The sequence below is a fragment of the Arthrobacter ginsengisoli genome (genome assembly GCF_031456935.1).
Lineage (GTDB): Bacteria > Actinomycetota > Actinomycetes > Actinomycetales > Micrococcaceae > Arthrobacter > Arthrobacter ginsengisoli.
On the sequence record NZ_JAVDVQ010000004.1, the window covers coordinates 36,250 to 57,366 of the forward strand.

General features: G+C 66.1%; 20 protein-coding genes, 1 tRNA gene and 1 pseudogene. 14 read left to right on the forward strand and 8 right to left on the reverse strand.

Annotation, left to right across the window (positions count from 1 at the left end; translation table 11 throughout):
• Positions 1-753: a LysR substrate-binding domain-containing protein gene (locus tag J2X01_RS06010; protein ID WP_310051787.1), complete on the reverse strand. Its 753-nt coding sequence runs from the start codon at positions 751-753 to the stop codon at positions 1-3.
• 113 nt (positions 754-866) lie between these two features.
• Between J2X01_RS06010 and J2X01_RS06015 the strand changes: the two genes are divergently transcribed.
• Both J2X01_RS06015 and J2X01_RS06020 read left to right on the forward strand, forming a co-directional pair.
• Positions 867-1,247, forward strand: coding sequence for a DUF5997 family protein (locus J2X01_RS06015; RefSeq protein ID WP_374724944.1), 381 nt, complete (start codon positions 867-869; stop codon positions 1,245-1,247).
• A 144-nt stretch (positions 1,248-1,391) separates the two neighbouring features.
• A pseudogene (locus tag J2X01_RS06020) lies at positions 1,392-1,652 on the forward strand (ACP phosphodiesterase); the annotation flags it as partial.
• Between the two features lie 37 nt (positions 1,653-1,689).
• On the opposite strand, the gene J2X01_RS06025 reads toward J2X01_RS06020, so the two are convergent.
• The gene (locus J2X01_RS06025; protein ID WP_310051792.1) at positions 1,690-2,073 is read right to left on the reverse strand and encodes a VOC family protein; all 384 of its coding nucleotides are present in this window, start codon (positions 2,071-2,073) and stop codon (positions 1,690-1,692) included.
• A 145-nt stretch (positions 2,074-2,218) separates the two neighbouring features.
• Here J2X01_RS06025 and J2X01_RS06030 point away from each other — a divergent pair, with 145 nt between their 5' ends.
• The gene (locus J2X01_RS06030; RefSeq protein WP_310051795.1) at positions 2,219-2,836 is read left to right on the forward strand and encodes a hypothetical protein; all 618 of its coding nucleotides are present in this window, start codon (positions 2,219-2,221) and stop codon (positions 2,834-2,836) included.
• Between the two features lie 62 nt (positions 2,837-2,898).
• Entirely contained in the window at positions 2,899-3,537 is a 639-nt protein-coding gene (locus tag J2X01_RS06035; RefSeq protein WP_310051797.1) for an NADPH-dependent F420 reductase, read from the forward strand.
• Positions 3,538-3,563: 26 nt separating this feature from the next.
• Here J2X01_RS06035 and J2X01_RS06040 read toward each other — a convergent pair whose 3' ends face one another.
• From J2X01_RS06040 to J2X01_RS06055, 4 genes are all read right to left on the reverse strand, one after another.
• The gene (locus J2X01_RS06040; RefSeq protein ID WP_310051799.1) at positions 3,564-4,046 is read right to left on the reverse strand and encodes a pyridoxamine 5'-phosphate oxidase family protein; all 483 of its coding nucleotides are present in this window, start codon (positions 4,044-4,046) and stop codon (positions 3,564-3,566) included.
• A 122-nt stretch (positions 4,047-4,168) separates the two neighbouring features.
• Positions 4,169-5,692, reverse strand: a complete 1,524-nt coding sequence (locus tag J2X01_RS06045) for an APC family permease (protein ID WP_310051802.1) — start codon at positions 5,690-5,692, stop codon at positions 4,169-4,171.
• Positions 5,689-6,603 (reverse strand): universal stress protein, encoded by a 915-nt coding sequence (locus J2X01_RS06050; protein ID WP_310051804.1) that lies wholly within the window; start codon positions 6,601-6,603, stop codon positions 5,689-5,691. The genes J2X01_RS06045 and J2X01_RS06050 overlap by 4 nt, the downstream gene beginning before the upstream one ends.
• Positions 6,604-6,647: 44 nt before the next feature.
• A complete protein-coding gene (locus J2X01_RS06055) occupies positions 6,648-8,060 on the reverse strand; it encodes a flavin monoamine oxidase family protein (protein WP_310051806.1) in 1,413 nt (470 codons plus the stop codon).
• 174 nt (positions 8,061-8,234) lie between these two features.
• On the opposite strand from J2X01_RS06055, the gene J2X01_RS06060 reads away from it, so the two are divergent.
• The gene (locus J2X01_RS06060; RefSeq protein WP_310051809.1) at positions 8,235-8,921 is read left to right on the forward strand and encodes a TetR/AcrR family transcriptional regulator; all 687 of its coding nucleotides are present in this window, start codon (positions 8,235-8,237) and stop codon (positions 8,919-8,921) included.
• Between the two features lie 80 nt (positions 8,922-9,001).
• On the opposite strand, the gene J2X01_RS06065 is transcribed toward J2X01_RS06060, so the two are convergent.
• Positions 9,002-9,084 (reverse strand) — tRNA-Leu (locus tag J2X01_RS06065).
• A 408-nt stretch (positions 9,085-9,492) separates the two neighbouring features.
• On the opposite strand from J2X01_RS06065, the gene J2X01_RS06070 reads away from it, so the two are divergent.
• From J2X01_RS06070 to pknB, 7 genes are all read left to right on the forward strand, one after another.
• Positions 9,493-10,242, forward strand: coding sequence for an FHA domain-containing protein (locus J2X01_RS06070; protein WP_310051810.1), 750 nt, complete (start codon positions 9,493-9,495; stop codon positions 10,240-10,242).
• Positions 10,239-10,718, forward strand: coding sequence for an FHA domain-containing protein FhaB/FipA (locus J2X01_RS06075; RefSeq protein WP_310051813.1), 480 nt, complete (start codon positions 10,239-10,241; stop codon positions 10,716-10,718). Before J2X01_RS06070 ends, J2X01_RS06075 begins: the two co-directional genes overlap by 4 nt.
• Before the next feature lie 68 nt (positions 10,719-10,786).
• A complete protein-coding gene (locus J2X01_RS06080; protein WP_310052338.1) occupies positions 10,787-12,415 on the forward strand; it encodes a PP2C family protein-serine/threonine phosphatase in 1,629 nt (542 codons plus the stop codon).
• On the forward strand, positions 12,412-13,863 hold the full coding sequence (locus tag J2X01_RS06085; protein ID WP_310051816.1) for an FtsW/RodA/SpoVE family cell cycle protein: 1,452 nt from the start codon (positions 12,412-12,414) through the stop codon (positions 13,861-13,863). Before J2X01_RS06080 ends, J2X01_RS06085 begins: the two co-directional genes overlap by 4 nt.
• Positions 13,860-15,317, forward strand: coding sequence for a peptidoglycan D,D-transpeptidase FtsI family protein (locus J2X01_RS06090; RefSeq protein WP_310051819.1), 1,458 nt, complete (start codon positions 13,860-13,862; stop codon positions 15,315-15,317). Before J2X01_RS06085 ends, J2X01_RS06090 begins: the two co-directional genes overlap by 4 nt.
• Positions 15,314-17,131: a protein kinase domain-containing protein gene (locus J2X01_RS06095; RefSeq protein WP_310051823.1), complete on the forward strand. Its 1,818-nt coding sequence runs from the start codon at positions 15,314-15,316 to the stop codon at positions 17,129-17,131. Before J2X01_RS06090 ends, J2X01_RS06095 begins: the two co-directional genes overlap by 4 nt.
• Positions 17,132-17,137: 6 nt before the next feature.
• Positions 17,138-19,120: a Stk1 family PASTA domain-containing Ser/Thr kinase gene (pknB, locus tag J2X01_RS06100; RefSeq protein ID WP_310051825.1), complete on the forward strand. Its 1,983-nt coding sequence runs from the start codon at positions 17,138-17,140 to the stop codon at positions 19,118-19,120.
• Here pknB and J2X01_RS06105 read toward each other — a convergent pair.
• Positions 19,117-19,758: an anthranilate synthase component II gene (locus tag J2X01_RS06105; RefSeq protein ID WP_310051827.1), complete on the reverse strand. Its 642-nt coding sequence runs from the start codon at positions 19,756-19,758 to the stop codon at positions 19,117-19,119. The two genes, pknB and J2X01_RS06105, sit on opposite strands and share 4 nt — an antisense overlap.
• Before the next feature lie 182 nt (positions 19,759-19,940).
• On the opposite strand from J2X01_RS06105, the gene J2X01_RS06110 reads away from it, so the two are divergent.
• Positions 19,941-20,195, forward strand: coding sequence for a cell division protein CrgA (locus tag J2X01_RS06110; protein ID WP_310051830.1), 255 nt, complete (start codon positions 19,941-19,943; stop codon positions 20,193-20,195).
• Positions 20,196-20,317: 122 nt separating this feature from the next.
• Entirely contained in the window at positions 20,318-20,923 is a 606-nt protein-coding gene (locus J2X01_RS06115; protein ID WP_310051832.1) for a DNA-3-methyladenine glycosylase I, read from the forward strand.
• The last annotated feature ends 194 nt before the right edge of the window (positions 20,924-21,117 follow it).

The window sequence follows — 21,117 nt, forward strand, 5'->3', positions numbered from 1 at the left end:
CTAGCGCTTCCCCTTTTTCCGTGATCCCTTGCCACGGCCTTTGTCAGGGTTCGGCGCATAGCGCTGCGCCACCTTGGGCTTCTTGACCGCCGGTCCCCGCCGGTCCGGCTTTGGTTCCTTCTTCGGCTTCTCCTGCTGGGCGGAAGGCTGGCGGGAGCTCGCGGCGGTGCGGCCGCGGACAATCCCGATGAACTCCTCAATCACTTCGTCCGTGCTGTCGCTGGGCCACGCCAGCGCGATCTCCGTAGCGGGCGCCCCGGTCAGCTTGCGCGCCACGGTGTCTTTGACGTTGAAGTGGCGGGCCACGGAAATCGGCAGGATCACCAGGCCGGCCCCGGTGGCCACGAGCTGCAGCGCCAGTTCCGGGCCGCCGAGTTCCGTCACGTCCAGGAACGTCTCCTGGGTGAGATCGGCCAGGTCCACCTCCTCGAACAACGAGATTTCGTGGCCCTTGGGCGCCACCACCACGGGCTGCTCCTCGTACAGCGGGATGACGCTCAGGCCCTCCCGCTCCACCGGCAGCCGGACGAAGCTGAGCTCCGCGGACCCGTCGCGCAGGACTGTGAGCTGCGCGCCGTCTTCGGCCATAAAGGAGTGCAGCGGGACATCCGGCATCCGTTCTTCCCAGCGCCGGGTCCATTTGCCCGGGGTCACGCCGGCCACGTAAGCGAAACGCAACCCGCGCACTTCTGCTTCGGCCGGGACAGCGGCGGTTTCGTCGGGGGTCTGGGATGATTCTTCTGCTGCGGACACATCTTCACAGTACCGTCCGGGCCGGCGTAGGCTTCCGCCCGGCCGGCTGTTTGGTGCTGGTTTCGTGCCCCGCCGGATACCCTTGAAGCATGACCTCTGCAAACTCCCAGTCCATGAAGCCGGCCACCGTTGCCAAGAAGCTTGGCATCTACCTGCCCGCAACACCTCAGGAGTTCCAGGACTCGGTCATCAGCCGCGCCGATTTCGCCGAGCTCCAGGCCAACCCGCCGGAGTGGCTGGCCGAACTGCGCCGCAACGGCCCGCACCCCCGTCCGGTGGTCGCGCAGAAGCTGAATGTCTCCATCAGCGGCCTTGCCCGCGGCGGTGTTGAGGAAGCACTGACGACGGCGGAAATCACCGCGCTGCTGCAGGCTCCCCCGGCGTGGCTGGTTGCCGAACGCTCCACCCACGCCGCCGTCCGCGCCGAGGCCCAGCGGGTCAAGGACGAGGCGGCAAAGAAGGACTCCAAGAAGGCACGCCCCTCGACGGAGTAGCCGTGGCCAAACCTGTCAGGTTCCCCGGCTGTTCCCAACGCGAACATGCCCGGACTAAGCTCGCGGCATGAGTCGGATCCGCCGGGCTGCGCCCGCGACCAAACCGGTCAGACGCAGTGTCGGCACTTCGGAAGGAATCCTCGCATCGGCACCGCCGTGATGCAGTCCTCGTTCCGCAGCGTGCTGAGCTTCCTCGATGCTCCGCAGCTCAATGCCCCTGAGGCCTACATCCGGTTCGTCCCGGAGATCTACGGCGACGACGGCGAGGTCAGCGACGCGTCCACCGCGGACTTCCTGCGGCACTACATGGAGGAATACGCCGCGTTCGTCGCGCGCGTCCTCGCGGCGAACGCCCCCGGCCACATTGGCGACGAGCACCCTGACGAGAAGAAACTGACCCGCTGAGCCGCACCGGCCGGCTCCAGTGGCCGTCAGTCCCGGCTCAGTCCTGGTGGAGCTGGACGAAGTTTCCGCACCCGTCGTCGAAGACCGCCGTTGTGCCGCCTGGGCCCGTCGAGGGCTCGTCCTGGAAGATGACTCCCTTGGCCGTGAGCCGCTCGAACTCCGCCCGGACATCGGTCACCCCAAAGACGATCGCGGGTATCCCGGCGTCGTGGCATCCGTTCATGTAGGCAGCGCCGATCGGATTGTCGCTGGGCTCCAGCAGCAGCCCGACGGTTCCACCGCCGACTCCGGCGGGGTCCTTCACGATGAACAGGTTGTGCTCCGGGAGGGCCATCAGGCTCTCGAAGCCCAGGATTCCGGTGTAGAACTCGAAGGCGGAGGAAGGGTCCTTGACGTGGATGCTGCACATTTTCAGTCGCATGGGGCCTAGGTTACGCCGGTGAGGCCCGTCCGCGAACCGGACACCCCGCAACGGCCGCAGCACCATTGACGGCCCGCGTCCGATGGATTCCAATGGAATCAGCGGAACCGCGCCCGCCCCGGGCGGGTTCCCTGGAGGTGTTGGAATGCCGTCTCTGTTCGAATCCGTCCCCTTCCCGCCAGTGCAATTACTTGCCCTGGCCGCCGTTGTCGCCTGCGCGGCGGGGTCCTGCGTCTATTTGCTCCGGAAGCATCTGGCCGACGACGACGGCCTGCCGGACGCCGTCTTCTGGGACGGTTTCGCCGGATTCGCGATCATTGCACCGGCCATCATCCTCCCCGCCCTGGTCGCACCGTGGGCAGGGCTGTTCCTTGGTGTTGTCGCCGCGGGCGCGGCGGCTGCCTCGTATCTCTGGACCCCCCGGGTCTTCAGCTGGCAGGCAGACCGGCGCTTCTCCAAGGAAACGGCTGCGAGCCACGAGGAGGCAGCGGCCCGGCACCGCAGCGCCCTGGCCAGGTGGCAGCGCTACGAACTGGACCCTGCGCACAGCATCGACTATCCCGCCATGAGTGACCCGCGGCAGCCGGAGACCGCAGCCATGATCCGGGCGATGAAGGCCGCGGAGCGGCTCCGCGGCGGCACCGAGGCCGGTTATGCCCCGGCGGTTGACCAGCTGGAACGGGCCCTCGCCGACGCCGAACGGGCCGCGGGTGTGGGACGCGAAGCCCCGACCCGTCCGGCCGGGTTCCCGGCCCTGGGCTGAATGCGAGCCACCCGCCTGGCATTGTCCCTGCGCTCACAGTCATCCCTGGAAGGAAGCACACCATGACAGACATCACCATCATCGGCGGCGGCAACATGGCACGGGCAATCGGAACCCGCGCCGTGGCAGCCCGACGTACGCTCCAGATCCTGGACCGGACCCCGGAACACGCGGCCAAGCTCGCGGCCGAGCTGGGCGGCGACACCACATCCGGAGGCCTGGGTGACATCCCGGACGGGGACATCGTGGTGCTGGCCCTCTACTACGGCCCGGCCAAGGAAGTTGCGACGCATTACGGCGACACCCTGAGCGGCAAGACCGTCGTGGACATCAGCAACCCCATTAACGTGGCCACTTTCGATTCCCTGGTTGTCGAACCCGGGACGTCGGCCGCCGAGGAGATCGCCGCCCTGCTGCCCGGGGCCAACATCGTGAAGGCGTTCAACACCACGTTCGCCGGTCCGCTGACGGCCGGAGTGAGCGGCGGCCTGCCGCTGGACGTCTTCGTCGCCTCGGACTCCGAGGAGGCCAGCAACCAGGTCGCCTCGTTCGCGGCAGCCGCTGGCCTCCGTCCCCTGCGCGTCGGCGGGCTCCGGCATGCCCGGGAGCTGGAGGGCTTCCAGCTCCTGGTGATGGCACTACAGGCCAATCCCGCCTATGAGTCGTTCAACTGGGGCACGGGGCTCAAAATCATCGACTAAATCTGGCCGCCTGTCGCACTCCTGACCTAGAGTTCGACAGTGCCGCTTTCGCCGACGCTCATCCGGTTGTGCAGAACCTTTGATTTGACCCACTGCAGCACCGTCGCAGCGGTTCCGCCGGGGCTGGTCCAGTATTCGGCGGAGTCTGAGTCGACGCGGAGCAGCACCACCTCCGGGGTGTCCGGGCCGTCAGGGAACCAGGCTTCCACCACCTGGTTCCACATCTCGTGGATTTTCTGGCGGTCCGTGACCACTTCTGCCGTTCCGGCCACCGAGACCCATTCCGTTCCCTTGCCGAAGGAGACATTCACCCCCGGGTGCGCCCGGACATGGGCCACCTGGGACGTGGTGCTGGAGGTGAAGAACCACATGTCGCCGTCGTCCAACACGTCCTGGACGGCCAGCGGACGGCTCACCAATGCACCCTCTTCATTGACCGTGGTAAACATTCCGATCCGCGAATCGTTGATGATGTCCGTAACTTTGCTGATGTTTTCTGCGTCCGACATGCTGTCACCTCGTACTGGTTCCGAACGGGGGAAGGTCCCCCTCCCGCCAGCCTATTGGTAAGTTTGCTTACTTTCTAGTGGCTGCCGGAAGGAGGACCTTCCCGGTGTGGAGCGGCGCGGACCTAGTACCCCGTGGGCAGGACCTTGCCCTTGAAGAACTCCGGGCGGATCCTGGCCATGACGAGCATGAGCACCACGCCCAGCAGGATCACTCCCATGCCGAGGACGAACACCAGGCCGATGCCGCCGACGGATGATCCGGAACCGTACGCCGGATCCATGGAGTCATAGGCGGTCTTGAAGAACATCACCAGCAGGATGACGCCGCCCAGGAGCGGGGACAGGAACTTGAAGAAGAACGCCCGTGCCCCGCTGAACGCCTCGGCCCGGAAGAACCAGACGCACGCCAGTGCGGTGATGCCGTAGTAGAAGCAGATCATCATGCCGAGCGCCGTGATGGTGTCCCACAAGGCGTTCTCAGAGGCGGTCCGGGTGATCACGTAGAACCCCGCTGCGGCGATGGCCGCCGCGATGGTGGCGTAGCTCGGGGACTTGAAGGTCGGACTGATCCTGCCGAACTTCGCCGGCAGCGCCTTGTAGTGGCCCATCGCCAGCAGCGTCCGGGCCGGTGAAACGAATGTCGACTGCAGGGACGCTGCCGAACTGCTGAGGATGGCCAGGGACATCAGGATGGCGAACGGTCCCATCACCGGGCCGGCGAGGACGGCAAAGATGCTGCCCTGGTTTTCCGGGTTTCCGGCGCCCAGGCCCTCCTGGCCGATGCCGGCGTACGCCAGCGTGGCCAGAGCGACGGTCATGTAGATGATCACGATGACGAGCACGGTGAGCGTGGCCGCGCGGCCCGGCGTCTTTTCGGGGTTGCGGGTTTCCTCGTTCATGGTCAGGGTGACGTCCCAGCCCCAGTAGATGAAAATCGAGAGTGAGACGCCGGCGGCGAAGGCCGAGAAGGATTCGACGGCGAACGGGTTGAACCACTCGGGGGTGATCGCGGTGGCATCGAAGGCGGTGCCGTTGGCGACGTGGCTGAAGGCAGCGACGGCGAACCAGCCGAGTACAAAGAGCTGGAACGCCACCAGCACATACTGCACGCCCTTGGTGGTTTCCATGCCGCGGTAGGAGATCCAGCAGGCCAGCGCGATGAACACCAGCGTGGTGGCGATGTTCAGCGGAAGGTTGAGGGTCAGGTCAGCCAGTTCCGGATTGCCGAACAGCTGGGCCAGCATGAGGTAGAAGAAGTCCACCGCCACGGCCGCCAGGTTGGAGAGCACAATGATCGTCGCGGCGACCAGGCCCCAGCCGCCCATCCAGCCGATCCACGGGCCGAAGGCGCGCGACGCCCAGGTGAAGGAGGTGCCGGCGTCGGGCATGGCGTTGTTCAATTCACGGTAGCCGAAGGCTACGAGCAGCATCGGAATGAAGCCCACCAGGAAGATCGCCGGCAACTGCACCCCGACTTCGGCGACGGTGGGGCCAAGGGCGGCCGTCAGGGTGTAGGCCGGGGCGATACAGGATATGCCGATGACGACGGCGCCGATCAGGCCCACCGATCCGGCTTTGAGGCCCTTGGCGCTCAGCCCCGCGTGCGGGTCGTGCGCGGTCTTGGCCGTCACGTGTTCAGTGCTCATTGGAGTGCCTCTCGGGACGTGTCAGTCGAAGTTGCAGGGTTCTCGTTGTTGAGTTCGTAGCCGCTGGGGACCACGAGCATCGGCACCGGCAGGGCGCGCAGGATCCGGTTGGCGGTGCTGCCCAGGAAAATGGAGCGGGCCTGGGCCAGCCGGCTGGAGCCGATCACCAGGACCTCGCCGTCTTCCCAGTCGAGGCCGTCCACGGCCTCTTCGACGCTCCGTCCCTGCGCAACGACGACTTCCGTCCGGGCGGCCAGCGGGACGCCCGCCGGGTTGACCGGCGCGGCTGCCGCGACCGTCTTCTCCGCGTATTCGCGGGCGGCCCCAACCGCCCCGGCCGGGTCGCCGCCGTCGAGCGCCAGTAGTGAGACCACGCGCAACGGGACGTCCCGGTTCGCCGCCATGCCGATGACGAAATCGAGCAGCTTCCCGGCTCCTGCCCGCGTGCCGAGTCCGCAGCTGATCCGCGTCAGGGCCTCCGTGCGGTAGTAGCCGTGGGGTGCAAGGGCAACCGGTACGGTCGATGCATGGAGCAGGGCGCTGGCGACCGACCCGATGGTGAATCGCTTGAACAGCCCGGCGGTCGTTGCGCCAATGACGAGAATGTCGGCGCCGAGCTCTTCAGCCGCCTCGATCAGCACCTGGGCATCCGAGTCCCCGGTGCGGACGTGCGCCTGCGCCGGCACGTCGGCCGGGACAAAGGTGAGGGCCTCGTCGAGCCATTGGTGTGCCTGCTCGTTCAGGAGGTTCTCGAATCCGGCTTTGGGTGCATGGGCGGCCCCGAACTGCTGGACTTCCGGCACGACCAGCACGAGGTCGAGGCTGGCACCGCGGCCGCGTGCCAGCGCGACGGCCAGATTGACCGCATCGTGGCCCCTGGCATTGGCTGAATACCCCACTACGTAGCGCATCTGGCCGTTCCTTTCTGACTGTTGGGCGGGTTGGGTGGGACGGATCAGTTCGGTGCAACGGCGGCGCGGTCCGCAGCGGCGACGATCCGTGCCGCCGTCTGGCGTCCCATCCGAACGGCGCCATCGACGTGCTGGTAGCCCTCGGCAGCGAGGTCCGAGCAGGACCAGTAGATCGGGCCAACCGGCGCGTGCTGGTCCTTGCCATAGCGGTGCAGTCCGCCGAGGTCGTAGCTGGCGGCGTAGGCGCCGCGGGTCCACTCTTCGGAGCCCCAGTCCGACTCGTAGTAGACCTCCGGCTCGAGGGCTTTGTCCCCGAGGAACCCGGCGATCGAGTCGAGGATGGCGCGGCGGCGGTCCTCGGCGCTGAGCTCGAACATGGCATCGGCCTTCTCATCCGAGACGAAGCCGACCAGGGTGCCGCGGGGGTCTTCGTGGTTGGTGTTGTCGTAGACCTCCTGGACCAGTGCGCCGGCACCGAAGCACGTTCCGGAGAGGCCGTCCCCGCGCCAGAACGGGCTGCTGTAGACGGCGTGCACCTTGATCACCAGGCCCAGTGACTGATGCTGGTGCATCTGGTGCTGGCGCCGCGGCAGTGGCGGGTTGAAGGAGACGCGGGAGTAGAGGTTCGGCGGCACGGCCATGATCACGAAGCGCGCGTTCACGGTGGCTCGTTCCGACACGGCCGTCACGCGGTGGCCGGCGCTGTTTTCCTCCGTTCCACCTGCGGAGGATGGCGCCCAGTTGATGGTGCGCACCGGGCTGTCCAGCACGACGTCGTCCCCCAGTTCGGCGGCGAGCAGCAGGGAGAGCTGCTGCATGCCGCCGATGACGCGCTTGTCCAGGATGAAGTCCTCGTCGGTGAGGTGGCTGAAGGATCCGGCGGAGGCGGCCATCAGCACTGCCTGCAGGGCGGAGAAGGCATGCGCGGGCTTGGTCAGCATGCCGCCGGCAATGAACAGGCCAATGTTGTTGCAGGCTTCCTCATCCGAGGAGTTCTCCCGCAGCCAGTGGTGGAAGGAGATCGTGTCCAGCTCGCGGGCCCTGGGGTGTGCCCACGGCTCGGCGGGGCCGATCTCGGCGGCGAGGGAATCCAGCAGAGCGGTGAGCTTCTCCATTTCGGCGGCGGTGGTTTCGCCGACCGGGAACCCGTCGCCCGTGTAGCGGGTGCGCTGTCCGTCAGAGCCGATGTAAACGGATTCGCCGTCACGGTAGCGGGGGTAGGTCTGCAGGCCGAGCTCGTCCAGGAGCGCCAGCAGTTCGGTCTGGTCCGGGGAGACCCACTGGCCGCCGATCTCCAGCATGGCACCGTCAATCGTCTCGGTCCAGGTGCGGCCGCCGACGCGGTCACGTGCCTCCAGGACCGCCACGCTCAGGCCGGCCTTCTTCAGCTCCCGGGCTGCGGTCAGCCCAGCGGGACCGGCCCCTACGATGACGACGTCTCGGTCAAGTTCCAGCATGATGTCCTCTCTGTGGCCGTAAAGGTGATGTGGACCACTAAATGAATGTCATTCATTTAGGATTGACTATAGACCCTCAGGATGGGTCAGGGAAGACCTCCTGGGCAGGAAATTTCGGCGGTACATTTGGGGGCACAATGGGAGCACCCGGACACAACAGCAGAGAGGCCAGGCATGCCGGCATCAACCAGCGCCCGAGCGGATCCACACCATGACGCGAAACCGCGACGCCGGGTGGGCAGGCCGGCCGCCGCGGTCCTCGACCAGGCCGGCATCACTGCGGCGGCTTTGCAGCTGATCGGCAAGAGCGGCTATGACGGGTTTACGATGGCGGCCCTGGCGCGGACGCTGAACGTGGCGCCGTCGGCCCTCTATAACCACGTCTCGTCCAAACGGGATGTGCTGGTCCTGGTCCAGGACCACCTGGCGTCGCTCGTTGACGTGTCCGCCTTCGAGGCCGAACCGTGGGAGCGGGCGGTGCGCGCCTGGGCCTGGAGTTACCGGGATGTGTTTTCCCAGCACACGCCGCTGATCCCGGTGATCGCGGTGCTCCCGGTGACCGATGCGCCCAAAACGCTGGCCATGTATGAGGCCGTCAGCGCGGGATTCAGCCGCGCGGGCTTCCCGCAGGGGCGGATCGTTTCTGCGATCGTGGCCCTGGAGTCCTTCATCTTTGGTTCTGCCTACGATGTCACCGCCCCGGCGGATATTTTCGATTCCGGCAGCATGGCGGAGTCGACGCCAAACTTTACGGCGGCTGTTCAGGCACAGGACCTGGAAAGCTATGGGAAACCGGCCGACGTCGCCTTCAATCTGGGCCTTGAAGCGATGATCGCGCGCTTCGGGGCACTCCGCGGCTGACCGCGGACCCTGCCAGTCCGCCCGGCATGCGGGTTAACGAAAGAACCCCGGTCCGAAGACCGGGGTTCTTTGTGTTTGCGTGCGCGAGGGGGGATTTGAACCCCCACGCCCTTTCGGACACTGGCACCTGAAGCCAGCGCGTCTGCCGTTCCGCCACTCGCGCGCAACTTCTTCCACTCAATTGTGGCCCGGACTCCGGACCGCCAACCTCGTAAAAGCAGCGAGATCAAGCATAACGGACAACTGTGGGAAAACACCAATCGGCCCTTCACGGGCCGTGCATGCTGCACTTCCGGCAGCACGATCCGGCGAACGGGGTCGCCCGGACCGGGACGTCTCCGCGTCACATGCAGCCCGCGCCCGCAGGGCCGGGCGGGCGGCGTCAGCGCATGTCAGCGCCGGTTCGGCGCAATTTTCCGGCACGGAGTGGCGACGCTCATTAAGGCCATTCCCAGACTCGCCCAGTAGTATCTGATGTAGGAGTGCCCGTCAGCTGCGGGCACCCGCAGCTTTGGGAAACCGAGTTCCGGAACGAGCGCTGTCCTGCAGCCGTCACGAAAGGAGAAGGACCATGGGATTGCTGGACAAAGTCGAGCGCGGCATCGAAAAGGCCGTCCGCGGAGTCTTCTCCACCGGTTCCCGCGCCCAGGTTGAACCTGTCGAGATCGCCAGCCACCTCCGCCGCGAGGTGGACAACAAGGCCATCACCATCGCCGCCGGGCGGACCCTCGCGCCCAACGTGTTCGACGTCCTCCTCAGTGATGACGATTTCCACCGGGCCCAGGAGTGGGGCACCCCGCTCGCCGAAGAATTGTGCGACGTTGTCATCAACCACGTGCGCAGCCAGGGCTACACCCTCCAGGGTCCCGTCCGGATCAGCTTTCGCCGTGACGGGGAACGCCGCGCCGGGGACTTCGAGATCAAGTCCCGGACCGAAAAGTCCTCGTCCCCTTCCGCGCCCGCCCAGCCGGCGGCTCACGCGGGCATGCCTGCCGCGCCGACGCGCCAGCCTTCCCGGATGCAGCCCGTGCTCGACATCGACGGGCAGCGGTACTCCCTGAACGCGCCTTCGATCGTCCTGGGACGCTCCTCCGAAGCCGACATCCTCATTGACGACACGGGCGTTTCCCGCCGCCACCTGGAAATCCGCACGGGGCCGGGCACTGCCCAGGCCGTCGATCTGGGCTCCACGAACGGCAGCTACGTCAACGGCCACAAGATCGCGGGCTCTTCGGAACTCACCGATGGCTCCACGATCACGATGGGACGGACCAAGATCATCTTCCGCCTTTTGCCCGCGAGCCCGGGTGGCCGCCGGTGAGCGAACTGACCATCACTGCCCTGCGCTTCGGTTTCCTCCTGCTCCTGTGGGTCATGATTTTCAGCATCGTTGCTGCCATGCGCCGCGACCTTATGATTGGCCGGAAGGCGGCTGCGGGCGCCCCAACGGCTCGGGAAGTACGCAAAAACCCTGCCCTGGCCGAACCGGCCGCCCCGGTCAAGCAGCAGCCCCGACAACTGGTCGTTACCGAAGGCCCGCTTAAGGGCACCACGCTCCCGCTGGCTGCGAGCCCCATCCTGCTCGGCCGCGCCCAGGAAGCCACCCTTGTGCTGGAGGATGACTATGCCTCGGGCCGCCACGCGCGCCTGTTCCCGCAGGGCAGCCGCTGGTTCATCGAGGATCTTGGCTCGACCAACGGCACCTATCTGGCCGATCAGCAGCTCACCAGGGCGTTGCCCGTTGAGCTGGGTGTCCCCGTGAGAATCGGCAAGACGGTCATCGAATTGAGGCCGTAGCCGTGCCTGCCCCGGATTTTCCCGCAGACAAAGCCGACGGCGAAACAACTGCCCCGCTGCCGCTCATTATGCGTTACGCCGCACGCTCCGACGTCGGCCGTGTGCGCGCGAAGAATGACGACTCCGCTTACGTTGGCCTCCACCTCGCCGTCGTCGCCGACGGTATGGGCGGACACGCCGGAGGCGACGTCGCCTCTGCCGCCACAGTGCTGGACATGATCCATCTCGACAAGGATGACTACGACGGAGACGCCGAAACTGTCCTGGCCGATGAGATCCAGACCGCCAACTCACTGCTCTCCGAGCTCGTCCACATGAATCCCAAGCTGGCGGGGATGGGCACCACGGTCACAGCCTTGCTGCTGGCCGAAGGCAAGCTGCACTTCGCCCACATCGGCGACTCCCGCGCGTACCGGCTCCGGAACGGCGAATTCGAACAGGTCAGCGTGGACCACACCTTCGTTCAGCGCCTCATCGACGAAGGCCGGCTCCGTCCCGAAGAAGCGGAAACCCATCCGCACAAGAACGTCCTCATGCGCGTCCTCGGTGACGTTGACGCCAGTCCGGAACTGGATCTGGCAACGCTCGACGTCGAACCGGGTGAGCGCTGGCTGCTCTGTTCCGACGGGTTGAACTACGTCGCCGGCCACGTCGTGGAACGCACTGTCCGGGAGACCCCCAACCTGCGCGAATGCGCAGAACTGCTGGTTGAGCTCACGCTTGAGGCCGGCGCTCCGGACAACGTCACCGTGGTAATGCTGGAAATCGCCGAGCAGACGACCGACGAGGCGCGGACCGACGCCGTCGACATTGTCCCGCCGCCGACGGCTTCCACCGTGGCCGCCGCGGTGTCCGAAAGCCCCGCCCGTCCGGGCGGAAGCAGCTTTGGTGCGGCGAAGACTCCCGACGCCGAGCCGAAGTCCGGCGACGCCGACAAGGCTGAGGGCCAGCCGGCCGGCGACGCCACCGGCGAAACAGAACCTGGGACGTCCACCGACCCTCATCTGGGCGAGCATCTTTCCGCCGAAGTGCTCCGCGAGGACCTGGCCGGCCGCCCCCACGAACTCGTGGGCGCAGCCGCCACCGCCGCGGAAACCGGATCGATTCCCACCATCGCGGGGCGCACCCTGGCCCGCCGGGCAGCAACGGTGCTGACCCACAAGTCTGAACAGGCAAGGGACGACACCGAGGACTACAAGCCTGCCAGCCCGCCCCGCCGCTGGGTGACTGTCTCCATCGCCGCTGCCATCCTGGCCCTTATCGCGCTGGGCCTGTGGCTGGGCTACGCCTGGACCCAGACGCGGTACTACATCGGGGAGCAGGACCAGCACGTCGCCATCTTCAACGGGGTCTCACAGCGCCTGGGACCCATCCAGCTTTCCACCCTCGAAACGGTGACCGATATCCGGATGTCAGATCTTCCCGAATTCTCCCAACAGCGGGTGCGCCAGACCGTGCCGGCCCGGGACCTCTACGACGCCCAGCGCATCGTAAAGAATCTAGAGCGTACGGGAACCACTGCCCCCGCGGGGGAATGCATAACGCCGTCGGCGACCCCCGCAACACCGGACGCAACAGCAACGCCCGACGCATCGTCAGCACCGGCAACCCCCGGTGAAACAGCGAGCCCCGGCGCAGCACCAACGCCCGAAGCGTCGCCGGCCCCAACCGCGCCCTTCTGCGAGGTGGCGAAATGACACCCCTCGATCCCACGCCCAGATCCCGGCGGAATGTTGAACTGGTGCTGCTGGTGCTGGCCCTCGCAGTCGGCATTGGAGCCAATGCCCTCGTCGGCGTGGACCAGCAAAAGGCTTTTGACACCGACTTCTGGTTCCAGTCGAGCCTGCTCGCCGCCGCTGCGCTTGCGTTCCACATTGTGCTTCGCATCCGCGCAAAGTATGCCGACCCGGTAATACTTCCGCTGGTGGTGGCTCTCAACGGTCTCGGGCTCGCCATGATCCACCGGCTGGACCGGGTCGGGGAAGACACCGGCAACAACCAGCTGCGCTGGACCCTGGTGGCCATGGCCGTCTCGATCGCCGTCATCTGGTTCCTCAAGGACCACCGGATCCTCCGCCGCTTCACCTACATCTCCCTGGCCGTGAGTGCGGTCCTCTTGATCCTGCCGCTGGTGCCGGGCATCTCCGCCGGCGAAATCCTTGGCGCCCGGGTTTGGATCCAGATCGGGTCGATGACCTTCCAGCCGGGTGAAATAGCCAAGATCACTCTTGCTATATTCTTCGCCGGGTATCTTTCCTCCAACCGGGATCTCATCCTCCTGGCCGGCCGGAAAATCGGTCCCATCCAGTTCCCCCGGTTCAAGGACATGGGCCCCATGCTCGCCGCCTGGCTCGTGAGCATCGGCGTGCTCATCTTCCAGCGGGACCTGGGGTCCTCCATCCTGTTCTTCGGTCTTTTCCTTGTGATGATCTACGTCGCCACGAGCCGCATCAGCTGGGTAATTATCGGCGTCGGCCTCATCGCCGCTGGCGGCTTCGTCGCATCCCGGGTCTTTTCGCATGTCGCCCTGCGGATTGACGGCTGGATCAACGCCTTCACCGACGAGGTCTACGGGCGGGCATTCGGTGGCAGCCTGCAGATTGTCGAAGGGCTGTTCGGCATGGCCAACGGGGGCCTCGTGGGCACCGGCCTCGGTCAGGGGCGTCCCAATCTGGTCCCCTTCGCCAACAGCGACATGATCATTGCCTCCTTCGGCGAGGAACTGGGGCTGATTGGTCTCTTCGCGATCGTGCTGATGTACCTGCTCCTCTTCACCCGCGGCTTCCGTGCGGCGCTCGGCGCCCGGGACGCGTTCGGGAAGCTGCTGGCCACCGGGCTCTCCTTTGCGATTGCTCTGCAGTGCTTTGTCGTTATCGGCGGTGTCACCAGGCTCATTCCGCTCACTGGCCTCACCACGCCGTTCCTGGCTGCCGGCGGCTCCTCGCTGCTCGCCAACTGGATCATCGTCGGACTCCTGCTGATGATCTCGCACACGGCGCGTGGCCCGGTGGACACCACACCGCTGGCTCCCGGCGAAGAACCCGACCCACAGAAAGTAATTCCTGCCATGCCCTCGAAGCCGGCCGCCTTCCCCGGCACCGGACGCAACAGTCCGGACGCGCCCACCGAGGCGGTGAAGCTGTGAACCAAGCCATTCGCAATGCCTGGATCGCCGCGATCGCGATGTTCGTGCTGATCTTCGGCGCCCTCAGCTACGTCCAGGTGATCGGCGCGGACGAACTGGAGGCCAACGCCTGGAACAAGCGCACCCTGTTGCAGAATTACTGCAACGACCGCGGCGCGATTATCGTCGGCGGCACGCCGGTCGCCGAGTCCGTCGCGGCCGACGAGAGCTGCATGTTCCAGCGCACCTACACGCAGCCGGAACCCTACGCCGGGATCACGGGCTATTTCTCCAGGAGCTACGGCGTGACCGGGCTGGAGAAGACGATGAACAAGGAACTCGCGGGAAGCTCGGACCAGCAGTTCCTGGACCGGGTCGGCCAGCTCTTCCTGGGCAACCAGCCCAAGGGCGCCTCGGTGGAGCTCACGCTCGACCCCAAAATCCAGCAACTCGCGTACGACCTCATCCCGGACGGCCAGCGCGGATCGATCGTCGTGACCAATCCGAAAACCGGCGCGATCATCGCCATGGTGTCCAAGCCCTCTTATGACCCCAATCTGATCGCCACTCAGGACCCGGCGGCCGAGGCTGCCAACTTCGCCGAGCTGAACCAGGTCCCCGGGATCAACCTGAACCAGAACGTCAGCGGACCGACGGGGGCGCTGCTGGCACCGGGCTCAGTTTTCAAACTCATCGACACAGCAGCCGCCCTGAACTCAGGCAAATACAACAAGGACAGCATCCTGCCCAACCCGGCGGAAATGTCCTTCCCCGGCATCCAGTACACGCTGCCCAACTACGCTGGCGGCAATTGCTACACCCGCGACACGGCCAGTTTTGCCTTCGCCCTGCAGCAGTCGTGCAACACGCCGTTCGCCAGCATCGCCCTGGATCTCGGGCAGCAGGCCATCGCGGACCAGGCGGAGAAATTCGGTTTCGGGCAGGACTTCGGCGACCAGCTGAAATTAGACTCCGCCCCGAGTTTCTTCCCTGTCGACCCGCTGGATGACGCCAGCCTGGCGCAGTCTGCGATCGGCCAGCGCGACGTCCGGGCTACGCCGCTCCAGATCAACCAGATGACGGCCGCGATCGCCAACGGCGGAGTACAGATGCAGCCGAACCTGATCAAGGCAGTACGTTCCCCGGACCTCCGGCCGATCAGCGAACCGAAACCCCAGGTCCTTCAGACGTCCACGACGCCGGAGATCGCGCGGCAGATCAATGAGTGGATGGTCAGCGTCGTCAGCGACGGCATCGCGAGCAAGGCGGCCGTGCCCGGGGTCAAGGTGGCCGGCAAGACCGGTACCGCTGAACTCGGCAACGGCCTCAACAATTCATGGTTTACCGGGTTCGCCCCGGCGAATGACCCGCAGGTGGCCGTCACTATCGTCATGGAAGGCGTAGACATCTCCACCGGCGCAAAGCTAACCAGTCCGAACGCAAAAAAGATTTTTGAGGCGGTGTTGAATAAGTGAGGCCTTCATCAGGAATCACCCTCGGCGGCAGGTTCCAGCTGACCACACGTATTGCGATCGGCGGCATGGGGGAAGTCTGGAAGGCCAAGGACCTGATCCTTGGCCGCATCGTGGCGATTAAGGTGCTCAAAGAGGAATACACAGGCGATCCCGGTTTCCTCCAGCGGTTCCGCGCCGAAGCCCGCCACACCGCGCTCCTTAACCACGTGGGCATTGCCAATGTCTTTGACTACGGCGAGGAGGAAGGCTCCGCCTACCTTGTCATGGAGTTGGTTCCGGGCCAGCCGTTGAGCAGCATTATCGAGCACGAACAGGTGCTTTCCCCGGACCGCACCTTGTCCATGATCGCCCAGACGGCTCGCGCCCTCTCGGTTGCCCATGCCCAGGGCCTGGTCCACCGCGACGTCAAGCCGGGCAACCTGCTGATTACTCCGGATGGCCGGGTCAAGGTGACGGACTTCGGCATCGCCCGCCTGGCGGACCAGGTCCCGCTCACGCAGACCGGTCAGGTGATGGGCACCGCCCAGTACCTGGCTCCGGAGCAGGCCACCGGCCAGTTGGCCACCGGCGCTTCGGACATCTATGCCCTCGGTGTGATCGGCTACGAGTGCCTCACCGGGCACCGCCCGTTCTCCGGCGAATCCCAGATCGCCATCGCGCTGGCCCAGGTCAACGATGCCCCGCCACCGCTGCCGGAAACCCTGCCGAAGCCGGTCCGTGCCCTGCTGATGTCCATGCTGGCCAAGGACCCCAAGAACCGTCCGGCCGACGCCCTCAAACTCTCCGAGGCCGCCGAAGCCATCCGCAACGGCGACATCGCCGCAGCCCACGCCGCCGTTCCGGGCATGCTCCTTTTCGAGGCAGCCACCGGCCCCATTACAGCGCCGGTGGACGTGCCCACGGCTGCAACCGGTGTCATCGGCTCAGGAGACAGCGCGACGTCGGCGACCTCGGCGTTGCCGGTGGTCGGTGCCGCCGGCGCGGGCGCCGCGGCTGGCTTGGCTGCCGGGGCTGCTGCCGCCAGCGCGTACGGCGCCCGCAACACACTCTCGCGCGCCGACGCCCTCGCTGCGGAACGCGATTGGGTCCAGGAGGACGACGATTACGACGAGGAGCCTGTCGATCAGCCCAAACCCCGCTCCCGCAGCCCCTGGACCTGGCCGCTGATTGCCCTGATCCTGCTGGTCCTCTTCGCCCTGGTGGGGGTCATGCTGAGCCAGGCCGGAATCCTGTCCCCGCAGGCACCCGCCAGCAGCAGCGCCATCGCCACCACCACTGCGGCACCGAGCAGCACCAGTGCCACGCCGACCTCTGCAAGCCCCAGCCCCACCATCAGTTCCGCGGCACCCACCCGGTCCACACCGGCTGCCATCAACCTGATCCCTGAGGCCTATCTGGGGCGGCCGTACAACGAGGTCCGCAGCGAACTGGGCAACATGAATCTCAAAGTCACCGGGGTCGAGGTCTTTGACGATTCCGCTCCCGGAACCGTCGTCGATATTAACCCGTCCGGTCAGGTCCAGCCAGGTGACACCATTATCGTGAGCTATTCCAAGGGCCCGGAAGCCCCCGAGACCGTGCCTGTCCCGACGCTGCAGTCCGGTGCGAGCGAATCGGCCGTCCAGCAGGCCCTCCAGAACGCCGGTCTCCGCTGGGCCAAGGGGGCGGACGTCAATCCGACCAGCAAGAAGGAACCGGCCGGCACTTACGTCAGCTCCGAGCCCGCTTCCGGCAGCAAGGTGCCTGCCGGGTCGGTTGTGACCTACCACCTGGCCAAGGCTGTGGGTTCAACCCCCAGCCCCACGGGATCGTAGGACACCATGCCCAATTCACCCCGCACCCCATCGCACCGGGAGGACCGCGGCCCCGTGCACACGCAGCGCGTCCTCAGCGGGCGCTATGAGCTGGGTGAGCTGATCGGCCGCGGCGGCATGGCCGACGTTTTCCGCGGCACTGACACCCGGCTCGGACGCACCGTGGCCGTGAAGCTGCTGCGCCCCGACCTTGCCCGGGACCCCCAGTTCCAGGCAAGGTTCAAGCGCGAGGCACAGGCGGTGGCCGCGCTGAACCATCCCTCGATCGTCGCCATCTATGACACCGGTGACCACGCGGTCCCCGGCGACCACGCGGACACGGTCCGGGTGCCGTACATCGTGATGGAGTTCGTCACCGGACGGACCATCCGCGACCTGATCCGGGCCAAGGAAGTCAGTATCGACCAGGCGATCGATTTCACGCTGGGAGTGCTCGCCGCCCTGGACTACAGCCACAGGGCCGGGATCGTGCACCGCGACATCAAACCGGCCAATGTGATGTTCTGCCCGGAAAATAACAGCGTAAAAGTGATGGACTTCGGGATTGCCCGCGCCATGGCCGACTCGGCCGCAACCATGACCCAAACCCAGGCCGTGGTCGGGACTGCCCAGTACCTGTCACCCGAGCAGGCCCGCGGCGAGACCGTGGACGCCCGCAGCGACCTCTACTCCGCGGGCTGTCTGCTGTACGAGATGCTGACCGGACGCCCGCCGTTCATCGGCGACAGCCCCGTTTCCGTTGCCTACCAGCATGTGCGCGAGATCCCCGAACTGGCCAGCAGCCTCAATCCCGACATCTCCGAGGCACTGGACAGCGTGCTGATGAAAGCCCTGCAAAAGAACCGTGCGGACCGTTTCCAGGATGCGGCAGCATTCCGCCGCGCCCTGCGGGCAGCGCGGAGTGGGGTCGGCGTCCCCGCTCCGCTCGCGAGCGAGGCTCCCACCCACCCCAATGACACCATCCCGACCCCGGCCGCCACACCGACGGCCGCCTTCTCGGTGACCGGCGCGAAGTTCCTTGACGAGACCCCCGCGGGCCGGCTCCGGCCCGAGCACGACACCTCGGTCGATGAGGAGAACACCCTGTTCTCACTCGGGGTGGCTTATGGCGCCGAGGACTCCGGCGACCTTCCGCTGGTCCTGCCGACCGAGCGCGAACACGCCGCGCGGCAGCGGTTGCGGCGCCGTACCGGGATCACGGCACTGATTTTTGTGACAGTCCTGGTGCTGGCGGGCGGCGGGCTGTGGCTCTACAACCTGATGAACCAGGCGCCGCCGCCCGTCGCCAAGATCCTGGTGCCGTCGGTGACGTCGCTGACCGAGACGGAGGCCCTGCAGAAGCTCTACAACGCCGGGCTGAAACCGCAGCTCAGCCGGATGCAGCACGAGACGATCGCCAAGGGCATCGCCGTCGGCACCGTCCCGGCCACGGGGACCTCCCTGGACCCGAATTCGGCCATCACGCTCAACATCTCCGAAGGACCCAGCGTCATCACCATCCCCGCGGACCTGCCCGGGCGCACCGAGGCAGCCGCCCGCGATGTCCTGCGCCAGAAGGGTCTCGCCGGAGCACCCGGCACCACAATGGCCAACCATCCCACGGTCCCGGCCGGCATCGTGATCACGACCAACCCTGCGCCGGGCAAGAACGTGGCCGCGGGCAGCACGGTGGAAATCATCGTGTCCACCGGCAAGGTGGCGGTTCCTCAGCTCGTCGGACTCCCGCGAGCCGAAGCTGAAGCAGCACTGAAGGCGCTTGGCCTCGGCATGAACGCCACGGAAGTGGAAAACTCCCAGGTCGAGCCGGGAAAGGTCACCGGACAGGCTGACGCCGCGGAGGCCCTGGTGGAACAGGGAAAGATGGTCACGGTCACCGTGGCCAAGGCTCCGCCGCCCCCGCCGGAACCGAGTCCCACTCCCACGCCGACCCCGACGTCGACGAAGGGCGCCAAGGAAGACGGCGCTTTCCTGGGCGGGCTCCTGCGTTAGTGCTTGATGAGCGGGCTTAGCGCCGCTGCACGCTGGGCGGCGCCGGACATGCCAAGGGATTCGAGCCAGTTCCCGAGCATCTGGTAGCCGCCTTCGGTCAGCACGGACTCCGGGTGGAACTGCACGCCGCAGAGCGGTGCGGTGCGGTGCTGCAACCCCATCACGACTCCGGTCCCCGTCTCGGCGGTGATCTCCAGGACGTCCGGGATGCTCTCGCGGACGGCGGCGAGGGAATGGTAACGGGTCGCAGTAAAGGGCGACGGCAGCCCGGCGAACACGCTGCCGCCGCGGTGTTCCACGAGGGACGTTTTGCCGTGCATCAGCTCAGGCGCGTGCGTGACTGTTCCCCCGTAGGCCTCTGCCAGTGCCTGGTGCCCCAAGCAGACGCCCAGCATCGGTTTGTTGTGACTGCCGCACCACTTGATCAGCTCGATGCAGACCCCGGCGCCGGCGGGATTTCCGGGACCCGGCGAGATGAGCACGCCGTCGCGCGCTTCCGCGAGCTCGATCGCCTCGGCCAGGGTGACGTCGTCGTTGCGGACCACCGTGGTCTCGGCGCCGAGTTCCTGGAGGTAACCCACCAGGGTGTACACAAAGCTGTCGTAGTTGTCGACGACGAGGATCTTGGTTGTGCTCATGCCTTGTTGTACCAATCGTTGAATCAGTGAGTGCGGGACACCCCTGCGGCCTGACGTACCGCTAGAATTGGCTCCGAATAAGAACTCAAACGTGACCAGGAGCGCGTTGACCGCCGGTGTATTCCTCCTTGCAGGATATCAAGCCAGGGTCCCGCTTCTGTTCCAGCCGCCTAGGAGGACCCGTGCCCGAGTCAAAGCGCCGCAAAAGGACCACCCCCGCCACGACGCAGACGTCCACCGCGCACGCGAACAAGCCGAACCCGGTCTGGTTCAAGCCGGTGATGTTCGGCCTGATGATCATCGGCCTCCTATGGATCATCACTTTTTACATCAGTGAGGGCGCTCTTCCCGTCGCCGCCTGGGGGTCCGGGAACATCGTGGCAGGTTTTGGCATCGCCATTATCGGATTCCTGATGACAACCCGCTGGCGCTCCTGAGCCACCTTGCGAGCTACAAGAAGGCCGGTCACCCCGTGGGGACCGGTCTTTCGCGTTTAACGCCGGAGCCGCCGGCGGGCCGATAATGCTGGAAGGAAGAAAAGGGCAAGCGAAGGAGTCCCATGGTCCCGGCAGGAACCGGATCGGTGATCGGCGACGACGGACTGGCCCGGCCCCCGTGGGCGGCCGTGGATCCAATGCTGCGCGCCTACTATGACACCGAGTGGGGACTGCCGGTACGGGACGAGCAGGGCCTGTATGAGCGCATCAGCCTCGAGGCTTTCCAGGCGGGGCTGTCGTGGGCCACCATTCTCCGGAAAAGGCCAGCGTTCCGCACTGCCTTCCACGACTTCCATCCTGAGACGGTCGCCGCATTCACCGAGGCGGATGTCGAGCGATTGCTCCTCGACACCGGCATCGTCCGCAACCGGCTCAAGATCCGGGCGGCCATCACCAATGCCCGGGCCACAATTGCCCTGAGGGACGACGGTGGACTGGTCGACTTCGTGTGGGGCTTTCGGCCGGAATCAACGCCGGAGCCGACCACCCACGAGGAGGTCCCCACCACCTCGGCAGAGTCGGTCGCCCTGTCCAAGGCGCTGCGGAAGCGCGGATTCGCTTTTGTCGGGCCGACCACGATGTACGCCTTGATGGAAGCCATCGGCATCGTGGACACCCACCTGGTTGATAGCCACCGCCGAGGCACTTCGGGCATCTGGACCCGCTGAACCTTCCCAGCTGTGCACAACCCGGGTCAAAGTTATCCACACTGTTGATAACTCCTTCGCGGCATAACCCCCATGCACAGTATTGGCCGGGCGCTGGGGCTGGCAGGGGGCCAGTCCGTTCTACAACAACCACCCGGAGCGACAGCGCTCCAAGTTATTAACAGTGTGGATTGCCTGTGGATAAGTTCCCCGGC